Source organism: Acinetobacter sp. 742879 (genome assembly GCF_000588535.1).
Classification (GTDB): Bacteria; Pseudomonadota; Gammaproteobacteria; order Pseudomonadales; family Moraxellaceae; genus Acinetobacter; species Acinetobacter pittii.
This window is the reverse complement of the sequence record NZ_JFYC01000001.1, coordinates 570,527-588,073: the sequence shown is the minus strand read 5'-3', so window position 1 is coordinate 588,073 and position 17,547 is coordinate 570,527. Positions and strand designations below refer to the sequence as shown.

Sequence of the window (17,547 nt, the reverse complement as noted above, 5' to 3'; positions counted from 1 at the left end):
ATCGCCAGTTGATGTGAGAGTTATTATGGAAGATATCAAAAATGTAACTGCTCTCGAAGAGCAGACAATTAAACGTATTTCGAACCGAATTATCCCGTTTCTCATTATTCTATTCATTATGGCATTTCTAGACAGGACCAATATTGGTTTTGCTGCGCTACATATGAATGATGCACTTGGAATTACTCAAACCATTTTTGGTCTAGGTGCGGGGGTATTTTTTCTAGGTTATTTCATTGCAGAAGTTCCAAGTAATATTTTACTTCATCGGTTTGGCGCACGGATCTGGATTGCCCGAATCATGATTACTTGGGGAATTATTGCCGCACTCATGGGGTTTATTCATAGCGGTACGCAGTTTATTGTTTTACGGTTTTTACTCGGTATTGCTGAAGCAGGTTTCTTTCCCGGTGTGATCTTTTATTTAACCTTATGGTTTCCTGCAAAATATCGTGCCCGAGTTTTTGCCACATTTTATCTTGGATTGCCAATTGCTCAAATTATTGGAGCACCAATTTCAGTCGGCCTTATGCAATGGGGCAATACCATTGGCTATGAAGGTTGGCGTTTGATGTATGTGCTAGAAGGGATTCCTTCCATTATTTTAGGACTAATTTGCCTTAAATATTTAACCAATAACCCAAAAGAAGCAGAGTGGTTAACAGCTGAGCAGCGTCAATGGCTTATGAATACGCTTGAACGTGAAGAAAGAGAAAAAGAGCAATCTGCCGATGCTGCTTTAACTAAAGGTGAACTCATTAAACAAGTATTTAAAAATCCTTTAGTTTGGATTATGGCGGTTGTTTATTTTGGAATTACTTCCGGTTCAAATGCAATGTTCTTCTTCTTACCAAGTGTTTTAGAGTCATTCCGTAACACATTTGGTATGCAGATTAGCCTTATTCAAAATGGTTTACTTACCGCAATTCCATATGCATTTGCAGCTGTTGGAATGGTGCTATGGAGCCGCCGTTCTGACCGTAAACAAGAGCGTTATAAACACGGTGCTTGTGCTGCACTTATGGCAGCGTTAGCTATTGCGATTGCACTGATTGTGAATCAGCCTTGGGCAATTATTGTGGGCTTTATTCTTCTTGCGATTGGTGTATTTAGCGCAATTAACATTTTCTGGACCATTCCTGGGCAAACTCTAACGGGTGTGGGTGCCGCAGCTGGAATTGGGTTAATTAACTCGGTAGGTAATTTAAGTGGTTTTACTGGTCCATATTTAACAGGCTATTTATATACCACCACAGGCACCTATACAGTGGCATTCCTTGCTATTGCTGGCTTTGTAGCAATGGGTGGTTTGGGCTTGTTGTTATTAGCAAAGTTAAAATCGAATAGCTTAAAAGTAGAACAGCAGCAACTTAAAGTTCGAACTGCTACGGAGATGAAATAATGGCGACCATCGGATTTGTGGGTACAGGCATTATGGGACTACCGATGGCTATGCATTTACTAAAAGCAGGCCATCAAATTAAGGTTTGGAATAGAACTTTATCTAAAGCAGATAGTTTAAAAGAAGCTGGTGCCCAAGTTTGCTCTGACCTTAAACAAGTCGGGAAAGATGTAGAGTTTCTAGTCTGTATGCTTAGCGATGGAAAAACCTGTGATGAAATCCTGTTTAAAGAACACGGCGCGACTTCACAGCTAAAACCTGAAAGTACGGTCATTGTCATGAGTTCGATACCCGTTGATGTTGCAAAAGCACAAAGTGAAAAATGCAGAGAAAGAGGATTTAAATATTTAGATGCTCCAGTCTCTGGTGGAGAAAAAGGCGCCCAAAATGCAAGTCTTGCTATTATGGTAGGTGGTGAAGCTAAAACATTTTCACAAGCTGAAACTATTTTAAGTGCAATGGGACGCCCAATTTTAGTGGGCGGGGCTGGCTGTGGAATGCTCGCAAAACTTGTCAATCAAATGATAGTAGCAACTACCATTGCAACTGTAAGCGAGGGCTTATTGCTTGCCAGTAAAGCTGGAGCTGATCCTATTAAGCTCAAACAAGCACTCACAGGAGGTTTTGCAGATTCTCCAATTTTACAGCAACATGGCGAGCGTATGTTAAGTCGAAATTTTAAACCGGGAGGTACTGCTCGAAACCAGCATAAAGATATTCATACAGCCGTTAGTTATGCTAAATCCTTAGAGTTAAATTTACCTGTTGCCCAACAAGTCAGCCAATTATTTGAAAATATGCTGGCTGCCGGAGACGGTGAACTTGATCATTCTGGTTTAATCCTTGAACTTGAGCGAATGAACCCAGTGTGAAATTGCTTTAAATTTAGCGGTACTTGATGAATAGACATAATCAAGTACCGCTTTTTTTATGGTTGATGCTTAGATTTTGTAATAAGAAAAATAATTAGTGGTTATTGAAATTTTATTTACGATTTAGACGGAATATATTTACGCATAGCAAAGATAAACAGTGTAAATAAAATACTAAAACCAAAAACAGGTAAGCTGAGACCTAACACGATCCCCACCAATATTAACCATATTTTTTGTGAGCTAGTTGCACGATTCCAAATCAATAAGCTTTGACCAACAAAATGGGTTGTCATAAGTTTTAAATTCGAGTTTTTAAACGCAGCTCTATATCCGTAAATAATCATAATACACAGTGCGAAAGCATAAAGTGCCAGTACCAATTGATTTATCCAGCCAAATAAAACCCCAATATGCGCATCAACTCCCCAACGAGTGAGTTTTGCCACTAGCGAATAGTCTTTAAACGCAAGTTGATCGATGACTTTGTGTTGTTCCATATCTATGGCGATACTGTCTGCTTGAGTTGGCCATTTACGCTGAATTTCGGCTACAGTCCAAGCTTGATTTCCACTAGTCGGTGGTTTGATTTGTATCTGTGCTGCATCAATGCCATGTGCTCTGGCGATTGAAAGAGCAATATCGTACTCAGTAGAGATAATATTTAAATTAAGATTTTCACTATGAGGCATCTCGTGATGTTCATGGTGCATCACTGTAGGTAAATTATCTGTTTGAAGAGAAGTTGCTAAAGTTGGGGTTTGCCAGTTAAACCACTGACGAGCAACTCGAATATTATCTCCAGCCCATTCAGACCATGTAAGACCTGTAACGGCGATTATTAATAAGAGAGGAAATAAAGTTAAACCCAACGTGCTATGCCATCTTAGTAATCTATTTTTTTGTGTTTGCCTGATTTTAAGATTTTGACGCCGTTTCCACCAATTATACAGTCCAGTTAAAGTCAAAATGGCTAACCAGCTTGCCGCCAGTTCACTATAAAAGCGGCCCCATTTTCCTAGTAATAAATTGCTATGTAACTGGTCGAGCGTAGTGCGAAATGGCAGAACCCCACTGGTACCATAAACCGCTAGATGACCTTTGGCTTTAAGTGTAAAAGGATCAATAAAAACGGCTTCACTTGTAAAATCGTGGATAGAGTCTGAAAAAATTACACGTGTTGTCTGATCAGAGCTTGGGGCTGGCCTAACTTCAATTACCTGTGCAGACTTTGGCATTACTTGCTTTGCAGCTTCAATTTGCTGGCTCAGCTTGTGTGGTGTTTGATTCAGTGGCTCAATATATAGAACATCTTTATAAATGGCTTGTTCAAGTTGTGGTGTAATAGCATAAAGTAAACCAGTGATTGCTGCGAACAAGATAAATGGTGCAATAAAAATACCGGCATAAATATGAATTAAACGGTAAAGACTACGCCAGAAAGATGATTGGGTCAGCATCGGAAGATAATGTCTATCAGATTTTGGGCTGGATTATAACGAGTTATTTATTTTAATGTTGATTGAGTGGTAACCACTATTAAATTATTTGATTAGCCACCTTGTAAACTTTTGGCCTAATAATTAAATAGTTTTTATTACTTGGTAAATTTGGCGTTTTTTTTGCTTACTCTTTAATATCTTAGCTATTACATTTAATTTGACCGCTGTATTAACCATGATTCAAACCGTCTTGCTCCCTTATGGTGTTTTTTTTACATGAAAAATGCACCAAATGGGCACGTCTTTTTATTTTGCACTGTATTTGTGCAAGGCATGCCGTAATGAAGTTATTAGCTTCATTACTCACTTTATTCATCTTATATGGATGTTCTTCATCTGAACAAAGTGGTAAAGCACAAGAAAAGTTAGCAGCCCATTCGATCTGTGTCTTTGATAGTACAAATACAAAAGTCTGTGTAGCCAAACCCGCCCAAAGAATTGTTTCTTTGTTTGAGTCGGGTTTAGATGGCCTCTATATGTTAGGGCAAGGTCATAAAGTGATTGGCATACCAGCCGAAGTATACATCCAACCTTTATTATTCAATGCTTATTCAAAAATAGATAAGCGTATTGCCAATAAACAGCTTGCGGCGCCTTCACAAGGGGCAAATGCAACCAATATTGAAAGTCTTGTGTTGTTAAAACCTGATCTGGTGATTGTAGGGAGCGGGCAGACTCAAACAATTGAACTGTTACGGCAGTTCGGCATTGCTGTATATGTCATGGAGTCCAGTACCTACCAGCAAGTAAAAGAAGAACTTTCTGAAATTGCTATTCTGAGCGGCGCCCAAAAGCGAGCTCAGGAAATTTTAAATTTCTCTGATGAAATTGTGGCGGAGGTCGCAGCCAAAACTGCACGTCAGCCAAATAAGCAATCGATTTACTATGTATGGTCAGGAGGACGTATTTTTTCTACCTCGGGACGTCAGTCGATTACCAATGATTTTATTGAACTGGCGGGTGCGTACAACATTGTTCAGACCAATACGAATCAACCCAATGTAAATCCCGAGACTTTAATTGAATGGAACCCCGACAATATTGTGCTTTGGAATACCAACCCCCAACTGATTTATGAACGAAAAGAATTACAGGGTTTAAGTGCTGTGCAAAACCGAAAGGTATTTAATTTGAGTCCTGCATTTATATATAACCCACACACCATCAAAATTATTATTACGGCGATTTATTTGAATCACAGTATTTATCCCGAACAGTCCGATTTACCTGTAAGTGCTTTACAACAGCGTATTTTAACCAAGTTGTATGGTGAACACCTTGCCAAAGCGATGGTGCAATAAAAATGGAAAAACTGAAATATTATTGGTTTTACCCTTTACCTTTCCTCATGATTTTTATCTCACTGCTTATTGGGCCAACTCAAACATTGAGTGCATGGGATTATTTGCGGTGGGGTGTGCAAGCGGTGTTTGGTACGCCATATTTTGATGCTGAGCAATTTAGACTGATGCAAAACATTCTCGTAAATGTGAGATTACCCAGAATTTTACTGACCTTTATGGTGGGAGCTGCGTTAGCAACTGCGGGAAATGGTTTACAGGCATTGTTTCGTAATCCTTTAGTTGACTCATATGTACTCGGTATTTCATCTGGTGCGGCGTTTGGTGCAGCTTTAGCACTTTCTTTAAGTTGGCTTTCGCCAAATCTATCAGCCTTTATTTTTGGTGTGTGTGCTGTTGGCTTAACATATTTATTTGCGCATCAAAAACACGAAAGCCAGACGTCTTTAGTCATGGTAATTTTATCGGGCATGATTGTTTCGGGGCTGTTTTTAGCAGGTCTCACGATTATTCAATATTTAAGTGATCCATTTAAATTACAAGCGATCGTGCAATGGACGATGGGCAACTTACATCAGGCGTCTTGGCAAAAGGTTCAATATGCCGTGCTGCCTATTTGTATTGGTCTTGCTGGATTATTTGCGATGCGTTGGCGCCTAAACCTAATGGCACTCGGTGCTGAAGAAGCGCAGGCCGTGGGTGTTAACCCAAGGTGGGAACAACTTCTTTTAATTGCGCTAGTGACTGTATGTACATCAACTTCTGTGGCTGCGGCCGGCATTATTAGTTTATATGGGTTATTTATGCCGCATATTGTGAGAATGTTGGTTGGGCCAGATCACCGCTACAGTATTCCTGCCAATATGGTGTTGGGCGGCAGTTTTCTCCTGTTGATTGATAATTTTTCTCGGGTTTTACTAACGTTTGAAATACCAATTGGTATTTTTACCATGTTACTTGGTGCGCCATTTTTCTTATTATTAATGAAAACACAGAGGACTCATTGGGCATGATTCAAATTGATCAGTTAAATTATGCCTATGGGCACAAACAGGTCCTTAAAAATATTCATCTGGAGTTTCCTGAAAATCAGTTTTCAGTGATTTTAGGGCGTAATGGTTGCGGAAAATCGACACTTTTTAAATTGATGGCGGGCCTAGAACCTGTAAAAGATGGGTTGATTCGTTACTCTGGAAAACCACTATCGGACTTTAACGGGAAAGATCGGGCAGCCTTACTCGGCTTTTTACCGCAGTTTCATAAAACCGTATTCCCATTTTTGGTTAAAGATGTGGTGATTACGGGACGTGCCGCTTTTAGCAGATATAGGCCTTCAAAATCAGACTGGGAGCGTGTAGATCAAGCTTTACTTGATTTAGACATCGAGCATTTGCGTGACCGTCCTTATACCGAACTATCGGGAGGTGAACGGCAATTGGTTATGATTGCCCGCATTTTAGTACAAGCACCGAAAGTCATTTTGCTTGATGAGCCAACCAACCATCTCGATGTTTATTACCAGTCTTACTTAATGAAAAAATTGCGTCAGTTGTCGCGGCAAAATTTTACGGTGATTGCGATTATGCATGATCCCAATTTGGCTTTTTTATTTGCAGACCATTTGTTTTTTATGCGCCAACATGAAGTGGTTAAGCCTGAGTCTAAAACACGAATAACCGATCCGAAGTTTTTAAAAAGTGTCTACGATGTTGAGTTTCATGAAGCCATGATTCAAGACAAAACTATTGTTATTCCTGATCATTCGTGGCTATGAATATGTTGAATTATCAGGTGGTTGGAAAAACAGACTATGAGCCTGCGGTAGAGTTTGCGCTTTATACAAGGCAGCTCTTATTTCCAGAAATTTATCATGGGCACATTCCCAGAGATTTAAAAAATTTTGAACAATTTTATGTCCATGACCGATTGGGTTGTTTCATTACAGTAAAAGACCAAAACCGCATTATTGGCACGATTGCATATCGGGCTTATGACCATCGCTTTGATTTAGATTTGCCGCTTAATACGGTTGAGGTGGTTAAATTATTTGTATTGCCTGAATACCGACGTAATGGTATCGCAACTCAGCTATGTAACATGTTGTTTAGCCATGCACAGAAGAATGAAATTATCACTTTGTATTTGCATACCCATCCATTTTTGCCAGCGGCTGAAGAGTTTTGGCGTCTACAAGGCTTTGACGTTATTAAACGTGAGTGGATCGAGACCTATGACACCATTCACATGAGTAAATCTTTATAGTGCTTTATCATGCGCATGAAATCTTTTTTGAAAATGGGTAGGCGGATAACCCATAATTTTACTGAACATTGCAGTAAAAGCTGCCGAGTGTTCATAGCCCAAACTAAAAGCAATTTCAGTAATTGAGATATTCGCTTTTAAGGCATTTAAAGCATAGATGATGCAGACTCGATTACGCCAAGCCTGAAAGGACATGCCAGTTTCAGACTTAAACCAGCGGTGAAAAGTCCGTTCACTTTTATTGTGTTCATGTGCCCAATCCTTAGGGCTGCTATGAATATCGGGATGCTTCATAAACTCAGCACACTGTTTAGATAGTAATGTGTTGTGAGGTAGCGGAATAAATAGAGGCAGGGCTGGGGCAGCTTCTAGTTCATATAACAATAAATCGATAAGAGCGCCGTCACGGCTTGAATGCTGGTAGTCAACAGGTAGCTGATTTGCCTGAATGAGCAGTTGATGTAACAAAGGCGAGACTTGTATAACCTCGCAATACTTTGCCTGTCTTGGGGCATTACTTATTTCTATATACAAACTATAAGTACTAACTTTAGATAGCCATACCTGATGTGGTTTGCCTGCGGGTATCCATACACCACTGTACGGTAACACGAGCCATTGTCCATCTTCAGTTTCAACTTTCATAAGCCCTTCGGGTGCATATAAGAACTGAGCACGGCGATGGCTATGCGTATCTAACAAGGTATCAGCAGGATAGTCCGATCCTAACGCTAAAACTGCTTGTGGTAGATGGTCTACCTCGTTAATTGAAATATTACGCATATATTTTTGGCTGAAAAAAATAAAAAGATGGCTTTTCTACGTTAGTTTGCCACAGAGCTATTTTATATCATGCCTCTATAAACGTGAGGAAGATAACGATGCTATATGAGCTATTTTTATTTGGACTACTTTCAGGCATAACCACTTGGTTATTTGGTTTTGGCGGTGGTTTTGTTGCTGTGCCTTTGCTTTATACAGTCATTATTCAAAAGTGGAGCAATGAAAGTAATGTCGGCATACATGCCATGCAAATCGCCGTAGCTACATCAGCTTTTGTCATGCTGTGTTCGGCAAGTTTTGCAAGCTTTCGACACTATCGGTCTGGACATATAGATTGGCAACAAATCCGCCTTTTATGGGGTGGTATTGCACTTGGTGGAATTGTTGGTGCGGTAATGGCCTCATTGTTTAATGGAAATTGGCTTCGCTGGATATTTATGGGCTATGTGTTCGTAACCATTATTGATTGTTATTACCGACCAGGCTTTATGGTGACATCAAGACAAAAGCAACACTATAGTCAAAATAGTGAACTCATTAAAGGCGGAGTTATCGGTTGGGTTGCAGCACTTTTAGGTGTTGGAGGAAGCGTAATTACAGTTCCTTTGTTACGGCGGCGGGGTAGTTCTATGGTAGAGGCCGCGGCTATTGCAAACATTCTCACGCTGCCTTTGTCTTTAACTGCAACGCTGACCTATTGCGTATTGTCACTTTGGCAATCTACACCCAACGGATTTATCGGTCTAATCTGGTTTGAAGCTGCTTTATTCTTGGTTGCTGGAACATGGATTGGGCTATATTTTTCAGAAAAATTTATTTCAAAACTACCTGATTTATGGCGGGCAAAGTTGTATCCGCTACTTTTAATAATAGTTCTGCTCGTCATGCTTTTAGTAAATTAATTTTTTATTTCAATTGGTTAAAGAATAATTATTTCTTAAATAACAAATCTCTAAATGCTCTAAAACTGAAAATTTTATGTCTTAAATGGCTTTGAAAAAAGTTTGAAAATTAGACTTGAAATATATATTGGCTTTATGCCAATATATATTCATCGAAGGTCATCAGACAAAAAGAGGATGATATGGCTATCCAACTTTTAGATGCGGCAAGAAATGAAATTCCAGTGAAATTCACGCAGTTTTCTGGTGGCGAGCGTCATGTTCAAATTGAAGAGAAAACATTGAACTCACTATCTGGCAACGTATTGGTTCGCGCCAAAATGACCTCAAGTCACGATGTGATGGACTATTTGTTACTTGAAAATATATTGCTGACTCAAGGCTTAACCGTTGACCTAGAAATTCCATATTTTCCATACGCACGTCAGGACCGTATTTGTGCAGTAGGCCAAGCATTCTCACTCGATGTGATGACGAAGCTACTTAATATCAATGCGGATAAGAAAGAAGGCAAACAAGGCAAAATCACTGTGTGGGACTGCCATAGTGAAGTAACCACAGCATTACTCGCTGCAAATACTTCTTTTAGCGAAGTTGTGAATGTCAGTTCAGTCGACATCATCGCAAAGAGTGAGGCACTGAGCACATTGTTAAAAGATGAAAAAACCGTGCTGATTTGCCCAGACAAAGGGGCGAAAGCACGCACACAAATGGTTGCAGACGCTTTTAATGTTGAGCGCAAACAACCAATCACTGTTGTTCAGTGTGATAAAAAACGTGACCCAGTGACTGGCAAAATTTTAGGTACACATGTACATGCAACTGATTTATCAGGTCTAACAGCGGTCATTACCGATGACATTTGTGACGGTGGTGCAACCTTTATTGGTATTGCCAAAGAACTTCGTCGCCTCAATTGCACTAAGGTCGTTCTATATGTGACCCACGGTATTTTTAGTAAAGGAATAGAGGTTTTTGATGGATTGCTTGACCAACTGTTTACCTCAGACAGCTTTCCACAACAACCATCAGACAAAATTTCAGTAATTGCTTTTGCAGCAGAATAAAGAGAACAAAGATGACGATTAAACTTAATCCATTAAATGCTATCGATTTTTATAAAGCTGATCACAGACGTCAGTATCCAGAAGGCACAGAGTACGTGTATGCAAACTTTACACCGCGTTCATCTCGACTCGCCAAGATGTTACCTGACTTCGACGATAAAGTTGTGTTCTTTGGACTTCAGGGTTTTATCAAACACTTTTTAATCGATACATGGAATGAAGGCTTTTTCAAACAACCTAAAGACAAGGTAGTGGCAGCATATAAACGCCGTATGGATAGCTCATTAGGTGAAGGTGCTGTACCTGTTGATCACATTGAAGCGTTACACGACTTGGGTTATTTACCATTGCGCATTAAAGCATTGCCAGAAGGTAGCCGCGTCAATATGCGTGTACCTGTACTTACCGTGATTAACACTGACCCGCGTTTCTTTTGGTTAACTAACTATATTGAAACCGTATTAAGTGCTGAGCTTTGGAAAAGCTGTACTACGGCCACAATTGCCTATGAATACAAACGCTTATTAACACAATATGCCGTAAAAACTGGCGCACCACTCGATTTTGTGCCTGTGCAAGGACACGATTTTAGTAGCCGTGGCATGAGTGGAGTTTATGATGCTGCTCAGTCTGGTGTGGGTCACTTAACTAGTTTTATTGGAACAGACTCGGTTGCTTCAATCGACTATGCCGAAGAATATTACAATGCCACAGGGGTGATTGGGGTATCTGTACCAGCGACCGAACACAGTGTGATGTGTATGGGCACAGAAGACAGTGAGCTAGAAACATTTAAGCGTTTAATTTGCGAGCTTTATCCGTCTGGTGTTGTCAGTATTGTGTCTGATACTTGGGACTTTTGGCGAGTCATTACAGAATTTACGGTGGCTTTAAAACCTGAAATTCTGGCAAGACAACCTAATGCTTTAGGCTTGGCCAAATTGGTTTTCCGACCAGACTCTGGTGACCCAGTTAAAATTATGTGCGGCGACCCAGACGCCGAAGTCGGCAGCCCAGCATATAAAGGTGCAGTTGAATGTTTATGGGAAGTATTTGGCGGTACAATAACTGACCAAGGCTATAAAGTACTCAATGAACGTGTTGGTTTAATTTACGGCGACTCGATTACTCTAGAGCGTGCGCAGCGTATTTTAGAAGGCCTTGAAGCCAAAGGTTTTGCTTCAAACAACTTGGTGTTTGGGATTGGCAGTTTTACCTATAACTACTTAACTCGCGATACTTTTGGATTTGCTGTGAAAGCGACTTGGGGACAAGTGAATGGGGTAGGCCGTGAGTTGTTTAAAGACCCAATTACTGACTCAGGTGTAAAAAAATCTGCGAAAGGTCTTTTACGCATCGAAGAAAGTGAAAATGGTTTTACCTTGTTTGATGAGCAAACAGCCGAACAAGAACAAGGTGGAGCACTTAAAACAGTCTTTGAAAATGGTAAACTTCAATATGAGTGTACTTTGGATCAAATACGTGAGCGTTTATCCATCGCATAACTGAGTTTAGATGAGCCGTTGCATGAATATCGGCTCATCATTTTCATTGAGAGACTGAACGTGACTATTCAAACTGAACAAGAATTCCTTGCCAGTTATGATCGCCGAGATTATGACGCACCTTTACTCACTGTCGATATGGCTATTTTCTCGGTATTTAATGGTCAGTTACAGGTATTACTCATTAAGCGGCCCAACTTTCCAGCCAAAGACCAATGGGCCTTACCGGGTGGTTTTGCCGATTTAAAGCACGATCAAGATTTGATGGCCACGGCTTATAGTAAGCTGGTCGAAAAAACAGGAATTAGTTCACCTTACTTGGAACAAGTTGCCTCTGTCGGCAATGCTAAACGTGACCCGCGTGGTTGGGCCGTAACCATTTTGTATTTTGCATTAATTGATTTTAATGCATATCAACATCAAGCATTAGCTGAATACAGCGAATGGGTGCCTGTAGCAAAAGCAAAAGATTTGGCATTGGCGTTTGATCATAATGAATTGCTTAACTTGGCATTAGAGCGTCTCACCAATAAAACTCGCTATACCGCTTTGCCAGCTAGTCTCATGCCTGAGTTGTTTACGCTGACTGAGCTACAAACTATTTATGAAATTATTCTTGGGCAATCGTTAGATAAAAAAGCGTTTAGGCGCCGTATGATAGAGGCAGGTGCAGTTGAAGAAACCAATCAAAGTAAAATTGTGGGCAAACGACCAGCTCAGCTTTATCGCTATGCACTCGATTCTTTCGATTTTATATTTCCTCGCTCACTCGAATTACCCAGAAATAAAGAGGGTGAAGATAAGCAAAACAATGAGCTTTCTGACTAGCGCATATTTATGCGCTTTTGATTTATAATGCCGCGCTTATGATTGATGTCATGTTTTGATCAGCACTTTGCCTATGTCACACCTTTCTCCCTGCTTCCAGCAAAACCAGTTTTTTGTGTTGGTGGAGTACCTCACTTCACTACATGAAATTTATCCTGTAAGACATGAGTTTGCAGGGTATCCGGCTGCAATGACATTGGCAGATCGTGTACATTCAGATCATGATATTGCGCCGCTTGAAGCCAGCAAAAGTTACTCTGACTCAATAGAGAAAGTCTTACACTTTTCAGGTAAGGCGCGAGACATACAAGACTTTGAGCGCTTTTTACAACAAGCTCAAACAGCCAATATTCAAAACTTGTTATTGCTTACAGGCGATAAACTCAAAGAACACCATAATGGTCGAGATGGACAGCCGCGTAGCCGATACCTAGAGTCGGTAAACGCCGTAATGGCAGCTAAGCAACACGGCGGATTTCGCATTGGGGTTGCTTTTAACCCATTTAAATATGTCGAAGCTGAGCGTGATGCACAGTACTTAAAACTGCATAAGAAGATTAAAGCAGGCGCTGACTTTATCATTACCCAATTGGGCTATGACATTGAAGCCTTAAAACAAGTCAAATCATTTTTAACAAAGAACAATTATTCGCAGCAAATACTGGCTTGTGTAATGCCACTGACTTTGGGCCGAGCCAATTTTATGGTGAAGCATAAAGTCGCTGGTATTGTAATTACGCCACACATGTTAAAAGTCTTGGCAGATGAAAAACAGGCAGGACATACAGAGCGAGTTTATTTGCGCTGTGCTTTACAGATTTTGATATGTAAACATTTGGGTTTTGCAGGAATTCACTTATCTGCTTGTCATAAACCAGAAGAGCAAATGCTGCTTGAAAGCTACATTGAGCAATACAGACATCTTAGTCTTAAAGCCTTAGAAGAGCTTTGGAATTCACTTTGGCAAATCACGTCAGGCAAAGAGTTTTCGCCTGAAATTGCTCGGTTTTCGCGTCAGCCAACGTCTAAACAATTAATTAAATATCGTCAGCTACATGTTATGCATGAAGCAATGTTTGGATCAAAAATTGCTAAAGGCGTTGGGCGGTTTATTTTTAAAGCATCCTTTTGGGAAAATGCTTTAGTCGCTAAGGTATTAATTAAAACAGAAGTGCTGAGTAAACATAGCCTAGTGGGCTGTGAAAGCTGTGGTCAGTGTCGTTTAAGTGATACCTTATATATTTGCCCTGAAACGTGTCCAAAAGGTTTAGCCAACGGGCCTTGTGGCGGTACGACTTTAGACCGCTGTGAATTTGGTGACCGTGAATGTATTCACTCAGTAAAAGCAAGACTTGCCAAAGCGGTTAAACAAACCGAAATATTAAAAGAGAAACTGATTCCAACGGTGCCTCTTGAAACGAGAGGAACCAGTTCTTGGAAAAACTGGTATTTAGCGACTGAGGCTTAAGTTTTGTATTAACCGTTGATTTGATCTTGCTAAAAAAATCAAATGATATGCTAAAGCACGGTGATAATTTAAAAATAACAATTGTTTGCCTTAATTATGTCCAATCAAAACGCCTATCGAGGAGTATACTTAAAGCAAATCTTTTGCGTTAAAGGAAAGGCTGTCTCAATGAAAAAATTGGTTGCTGTACTTACTGTAATTGTTGTTTTAACTGGATGCGTTTACGACCCTGTTAATTACAACAAAATACACGACCAAGAGTTCCAAGATCACCTCAGGCAAAACGGTTAGTAATAAAAAGCCCACTCAATGAGTGGGTTTTCATTTGGAATAACTTTAGAAGAAATTTTTAAGGGTTTATATAAGTAAAAGATCACTTAAACCACTATTTTTAAAGGTTTGTTCGGCTTTTAAATAAAGAGTTTGAAATTATTTTTATCTGGAAAATATAAGTTATTTTAGTCATCAGGATGGCTTATTTATCAAAAATATCGTTTATTTGTTTTATGGATATTGTTATTTTTGAAAAATATAATATTTATAACTTATATATATTTTATATTTATAAGTATAACAACTTTGATTGTTAACTCATTTTTAAATTAAATATTGTTTTAATTAATAATACTTAATGATTACACAATAAAACTTATTCTTAATGTTAGTGAAATAAATCACTCTATTCAAACATATATCTCTATTTGTTACTATTCTTATAAATTATTTATTAACAAATACTTATCTTTGTTTTTTTTGGATTTTTTTAACAAAGAATCTCCACAAATTAGAATTACATAATTTTTTAATATAGTTTATATAATATGTTTTATTGACATAAATAGAAAAAATATCTGGCAAATAGGTCAATGATATTTAATTCACTTAAGAACCATAATTTGCACCAAATTTTACGCTGTCACGATTCATTGTATAAAACCAAGTGAAAAGTTACGTAAAAAAGAAACCAATAATTTTATTGGTTTAAATAAAAAATCGAATATTACAAATAAGCGGAATGAATATGGATAACGTAGCTCAGCTAGAAACTGATACTAATTTCCAAAGCCGAAAGAAAATAACTTGGGGTGTTTTTAGTGTCCTACTGTTATTTTTATTTGCTGGCATATTATATTATTTTTTTGTATATCGTTTCTATCAATCTACTGATAATGCTTATGTGCAAGCCGATGTCACTTGGGTGATGCCAAAGATTTCGGGCGAAGTAATGGAGTTATTAATTAACGATAATCAGGTGGTAAAAAAAGGGGAAACTTTAGCGCTATTAGATCACCGCGATTATCAAGCTCGTTATGACCAAGCCCGCTCAGTAGTCAGCTTGAAAGAAGCTGCACTGGGTGTACAACAACAAAATGAAAAGTCTGCACGCTCTTCAATTACTGAAGCTCATAGTGGCGTAGTGGCAGCACAAGCTGATTTAACTCGTTTAAGAAAAGAGTTTGAGCGTTATCAAGATTTATTAAAAGATGGGGTGATTACCCGACAAAACTTTGAAGGCGTTCAGTCTCAATATTTAACGGCCCAAGCTCAACTCAGCAAAGCGCAAGCCGCCGTAAATGCGGCAGAAGCTCAGTTGGGGAGTTTACAAGCGAGTCGAGCACAGCTTCTAGCAGATATTCAAAGTGCCAATGCAAACTTAAACCTGTATCAGGTCGATTTGGCTTCATCAAAAGTGGTCAGTCCTGTAAACGGTAAAATCGGTAGCCTTGCAATCCAGAAAGGCTCACGTGTTTCTCCGCAAACCCGCTTAATGGCGATCATTCCTGAAAATAGTTTGTATGTACAAGCGAACTTCAAAGAAACCCAAATTGAAAAAATGCATATTGGTCAGAAAGTTAAATTAAAACTTGATGCCTACCCAAGCCTGACCTATACCGGAAAAATTGAGAGCTTTTCACCAGCTTCAGGCGCGACTTTCTCACTTATGCCACCAGACAATGCCACAGGCAACTTTAACAAGGTTGTTCAGCGTATTCCTGTGCGTATTGCCATAGATTCAAGCCCACATATTGATTTGATAAAACCTGGAATGTCGGTGAGTGCCACCGTTGACCTAAGAACTTAATAATAAAATTTTAGGTAATAACCAATGAATAAGCACCTTGAGGCCGAGTGGAGATTCCCAGCAAAAACTGCATGGGCAATTTTTGCCGCCATGATTTTTGGCAACTTCATGGCGATTCTTGATATTCAGATTGTGGCGAGTTCTCTAAACGAAGTTCAAGCTGGTATGAGTGCAAGTCGTTATGAAGTCACTTGGGTGCAAACGGTTTATTTAATTGCCGAGATTATTGCAATTCCCATGTCGAGTATTGTCTCGCGGGTACTTTCAACACGGGTGTATTACACCATCTGTGCAATTGGTTTTACGGTCAGTTCTTTACTTTGTGCCTTGGCATGGAACTTAGAAAGTTTATTGGTTTTTCGTGGCATTCAAGGTTTTATGGGCGGTGGAATGATTCCGACCTCCATGACGGCGTTGTACTTACTTTTTCCAGAACCAAAACGTTCATTGCCTTTGGTCATGTTTGGCATGATCAGTACCTTGGGTCCGGCTATTGGCCCAACCATTGGCGGTTGGCTCACTAATAATTTCTCATGGCACTGGATGTTCCTGATCAATATTATTCCGGGCATCATCATTGCTACGGTTATTTACTCAGGCCCCAATATCGACCGTGCCAACTATTCACTCATTAAAAGCATGGACTGGTTTAGTTTGGTCGGTATGGCGATGTTTTTGGGTGGGCTTGAGTATTTCCTTGATGAAGGCGCACGGCATGACTGGCTTGCAGACACAGGCGTTCGGATTGCGTTTATAATCTGCGTTGTGGGGGGCATGATTTTCTTTTCTAGAAGTTTTACCCAGCCTAAGCCTTTGCTCGATTTATCCGTATTTAAAAACAAAAATTTTACCTTAAGTGCCATCACAACTTTTGTGATTGGCATGGCGCTCTATGGCTTGGGCTACATGATTCCCGTGTTTCTTGGGCAAGTCCGTGAAATGAATAGTAGCCAAATTGGTCACGTCATGATGGTGACAGGCATTGTCATGTTCTGCTTTGCACCGTTTCTTGCGTGGCTCATTCCCAATTTTGATACCCGAAAAACCGTATTTGTCGGAATGATTTTGGCGGGCTTTGGTGTTTGGCTCAATTCACATTTGAGCATTCATAGCGATTATGACTTTATGTTTTGGCCGCAAATTTACCGTGGTATTGGTCTCATGATTTGCCTGATTGTGGTGTCGCATTTAGCCATGAGCACTTTGCCACTCAGCAAAGTAGCCGATGCTAGCGGTATTTATAACCTGATGCGTAATATTGGCGGCGCGGTTGGACTAGCTCTCATTAACTCATCTTTAGATTGGCTGACTGCGCTTCATGTTACCCAGATTAATCAGGGGATGACACCACAAAACTGGATTTTTACAGAAAGACTCGATCAACTCACGGCGCAATATCAAGAAGTCGGCTCAAATGCCCAGCAAATCGCGCTCAGTGTGATTTACCGCGACATTCATTTTCAGGCACTAACATCGAGTTTTAATGATTTATTACGCATGCTCGCAATCATCATGTTTGTGACCGCATTTTTAACCATCTTTATGGATCGGGGGAAGAAAATGAATATGTAG

16 protein-coding genes are annotated in these 17,547 nt (G+C 39.7%); 14 read left to right on the top strand and 2 right to left on the bottom strand.

Going from position 1 to position 17,547, the window contains the following annotated elements; genetic code table 11:
• Nucleotides 1-25 precede the first annotated feature (25 nt).
• Together J690_RS07530 and J690_RS07525 are read left to right on the top strand one after the other, a co-directional pair.
• Nucleotides 26-1,402 carry an MFS transporter gene (locus J690_RS07530; protein WP_032003681.1) on the top strand — a complete coding sequence of 459 codons (1,377 nt, stop codon included), beginning with the start codon at nucleotides 26-28 and terminating at the stop codon, nucleotides 1,400-1,402.
• Nucleotides 1,402-2,274, top strand: a complete 873-nt coding sequence (locus J690_RS07525) for an NAD(P)-dependent oxidoreductase (protein WP_032035140.1) — start codon at nucleotides 1,402-1,404, stop codon at nucleotides 2,272-2,274. The genes J690_RS07530 and J690_RS07525 overlap by 1 nt, the downstream gene beginning before the upstream one ends.
• 116 nt (nucleotides 2,275-2,390) lie before the next feature.
• Here J690_RS07525 and J690_RS07520 read toward each other — a convergent pair whose 3' ends face one another.
• On the bottom strand, nucleotides 2,391-3,734 hold the full coding sequence (locus J690_RS07520) for a PepSY-associated TM helix domain-containing protein (RefSeq protein ID WP_032035138.1): 1,344 nt from the start codon (nucleotides 3,732-3,734) through the stop codon (nucleotides 2,391-2,393).
• A gap of 323 nt (nucleotides 3,735-4,057) precedes the next feature.
• On the opposite strand from J690_RS07520, the gene J690_RS07515 reads away from it, so the two are divergent.
• From J690_RS07515 to J690_RS07500, 4 genes are read left to right on the top strand one after another with little or no spacing between them, the layout of a single operon-like run.
• Nucleotides 4,058-5,077, top strand: a complete 1,020-nt coding sequence (locus J690_RS07515; RefSeq protein ID WP_032035136.1) for an ABC transporter substrate-binding protein — start codon at nucleotides 4,058-4,060, stop codon at nucleotides 5,075-5,077.
• A 2-nt stretch (nucleotides 5,078-5,079) separates the two neighbouring features.
• Entirely contained in the window at nucleotides 5,080-6,090 is a 1,011-nt protein-coding gene (locus tag J690_RS07510; protein WP_075383023.1) for a FecCD family ABC transporter permease, read from the top strand.
• A complete protein-coding gene (locus tag J690_RS07505; RefSeq protein ID WP_032035132.1) occupies nucleotides 6,087-6,851 on the top strand; it encodes an ABC transporter ATP-binding protein in 765 nt (254 codons plus the stop codon). Before J690_RS07510 ends, J690_RS07505 begins: the two co-directional genes overlap by 4 nt.
• Nucleotides 6,848-7,339, top strand: a complete 492-nt coding sequence (locus J690_RS07500; protein ID WP_032035130.1) for a GNAT family N-acetyltransferase — start codon at nucleotides 6,848-6,850, stop codon at nucleotides 7,337-7,339. The genes J690_RS07505 and J690_RS07500 overlap by 4 nt, the downstream gene beginning before the upstream one ends.
• Here the strand turns inward: J690_RS07500 and J690_RS07495 are convergent.
• Nucleotides 7,334-8,122 carry an AraC family transcriptional regulator gene (locus tag J690_RS07495; protein WP_032035128.1) on the bottom strand — a complete coding sequence of 263 codons (789 nt, stop codon included), beginning with the start codon at nucleotides 8,120-8,122 and terminating at the stop codon, nucleotides 7,334-7,336. The genes J690_RS07500 and J690_RS07495 overlap by 6 nt on opposite strands.
• A gap of 98 nt (nucleotides 8,123-8,220) precedes the next feature.
• Here J690_RS07495 and J690_RS07490 point away from each other — a divergent pair, with 98 nt between their 5' ends.
• From J690_RS07490 to J690_RS07460, 8 genes are all read left to right on the top strand, one after another.
• The gene (locus tag J690_RS07490; protein WP_032035126.1) at nucleotides 8,221-9,024 is read left to right on the top strand and encodes a sulfite exporter TauE/SafE family protein; all 804 of its coding nucleotides are present in this window, start codon (nucleotides 8,221-8,223) and stop codon (nucleotides 9,022-9,024) included.
• A gap of 182 nt (nucleotides 9,025-9,206) precedes the next feature.
• Nucleotides 9,207-10,091: a phosphoribosyltransferase family protein gene (locus J690_RS07485; protein WP_032035125.1), complete on the top strand. Its 885-nt coding sequence runs from the start codon at nucleotides 9,207-9,209 to the stop codon at nucleotides 10,089-10,091.
• 11 nt (nucleotides 10,092-10,102) lie between these two features.
• The gene (locus J690_RS07480) at nucleotides 10,103-11,596 is read left to right on the top strand and encodes a nicotinate phosphoribosyltransferase (protein ID WP_032035124.1); all 1,494 of its coding nucleotides are present in this window, start codon (nucleotides 10,103-10,105) and stop codon (nucleotides 11,594-11,596) included.
• Between the two features lie 60 nt (nucleotides 11,597-11,656).
• A complete protein-coding gene (ntrR, locus tag J690_RS07475) occupies nucleotides 11,657-12,424 on the top strand; it encodes an ADPR responsive transcriptional repressor NtrR (RefSeq protein ID WP_032035122.1) in 768 nt (255 codons plus the stop codon).
• 73 nt (nucleotides 12,425-12,497) lie between these two features.
• Nucleotides 12,498-13,892, top strand: coding sequence for a methylenetetrahydrofolate reductase C-terminal domain-containing protein (locus tag J690_RS07470; RefSeq protein WP_032035121.1), 1,395 nt, complete (start codon nucleotides 12,498-12,500; stop codon nucleotides 13,890-13,892).
• Between the two features lie 168 nt (nucleotides 13,893-14,060).
• Nucleotides 14,061-14,183: a hypothetical protein gene (locus J690_RS24665; protein ID WP_000737387.1), complete on the top strand. Its 123-nt coding sequence runs from the start codon at nucleotides 14,061-14,063 to the stop codon at nucleotides 14,181-14,183.
• A 730-nt stretch (nucleotides 14,184-14,913) separates the two neighbouring features.
• Nucleotides 14,914-15,975: an HlyD family secretion protein gene (locus J690_RS07465; protein WP_032035119.1), complete on the top strand. Its 1,062-nt coding sequence runs from the start codon at nucleotides 14,914-14,916 to the stop codon at nucleotides 15,973-15,975.
• 24 nt (nucleotides 15,976-15,999) lie between these two features.
• The gene (locus J690_RS07460; RefSeq protein ID WP_032035117.1) at nucleotides 16,000-17,547 is read left to right on the top strand and encodes a DHA2 family efflux MFS transporter permease subunit; all 1,548 of its coding nucleotides are present in this window, start codon (nucleotides 16,000-16,002) and stop codon (nucleotides 17,545-17,547) included.

Bases quoted from the DNA above. Each gene is read 5' to 3' on its own strand.
- J690_RS07530 (WP_032003681.1), top strand. From the start codon at position 26: ATGGAAGATATCAAAAATGTAACTGCTCTCGAAGAGCAGACAATTAAA.
- J690_RS07525 (WP_032035140.1), top strand. From the start codon at position 1,402: ATGGCGACCATCGGATTTGTGGGTACAGGCATTATGGGACTACCGATG.
- J690_RS07520 (WP_032035138.1), bottom strand. From the start codon at position 3,734: ATGCTGACCCAATCATCTTTCTGGCGTAGTCTTTACCGTTTAATTCAT.
- J690_RS07515 (WP_032035136.1), top strand. From the start codon at position 4,058: ATGAAGTTATTAGCTTCATTACTCACTTTATTCATCTTATATGGATGT.
- J690_RS07510 (WP_075383023.1), top strand. From the start codon at position 5,080: ATGGAAAAACTGAAATATTATTGGTTTTACCCTTTACCTTTCCTCATG.
- J690_RS07505 (WP_032035132.1), top strand. From the start codon at position 6,087: ATGATTCAAATTGATCAGTTAAATTATGCCTATGGGCACAAACAGGTC.
- J690_RS07500 (WP_032035130.1), top strand. From the start codon at position 6,848: ATGAATATGTTGAATTATCAGGTGGTTGGAAAAACAGACTATGAGCCT.
- J690_RS07495 (WP_032035128.1), bottom strand. From the start codon at position 8,122: ATGCGTAATATTTCAATTAACGAGGTAGACCATCTACCACAAGCAGTT.
- J690_RS07490 (WP_032035126.1), top strand. From the start codon at position 8,221: ATGCTATATGAGCTATTTTTATTTGGACTACTTTCAGGCATAACCACT.
- J690_RS07485 (WP_032035125.1), top strand. From the start codon at position 9,207: ATGGCTATCCAACTTTTAGATGCGGCAAGAAATGAAATTCCAGTGAAA.
- J690_RS07480 (WP_032035124.1), top strand. From the start codon at position 10,103: ATGACGATTAAACTTAATCCATTAAATGCTATCGATTTTTATAAAGCT.
- J690_RS07470 (WP_032035121.1), top strand. From the start codon at position 12,498: ATGTCACACCTTTCTCCCTGCTTCCAGCAAAACCAGTTTTTTGTGTTG.
- J690_RS24665 (WP_000737387.1), top strand. From the start codon at position 14,061: ATGAAAAAATTGGTTGCTGTACTTACTGTAATTGTTGTTTTAACTGGA.
- J690_RS07465 (WP_032035119.1), top strand. From the start codon at position 14,914: ATGGATAACGTAGCTCAGCTAGAAACTGATACTAATTTCCAAAGCCGA.
- J690_RS07460 (WP_032035117.1), top strand. From the start codon at position 16,000: ATGAATAAGCACCTTGAGGCCGAGTGGAGATTCCCAGCAAAAACTGCA.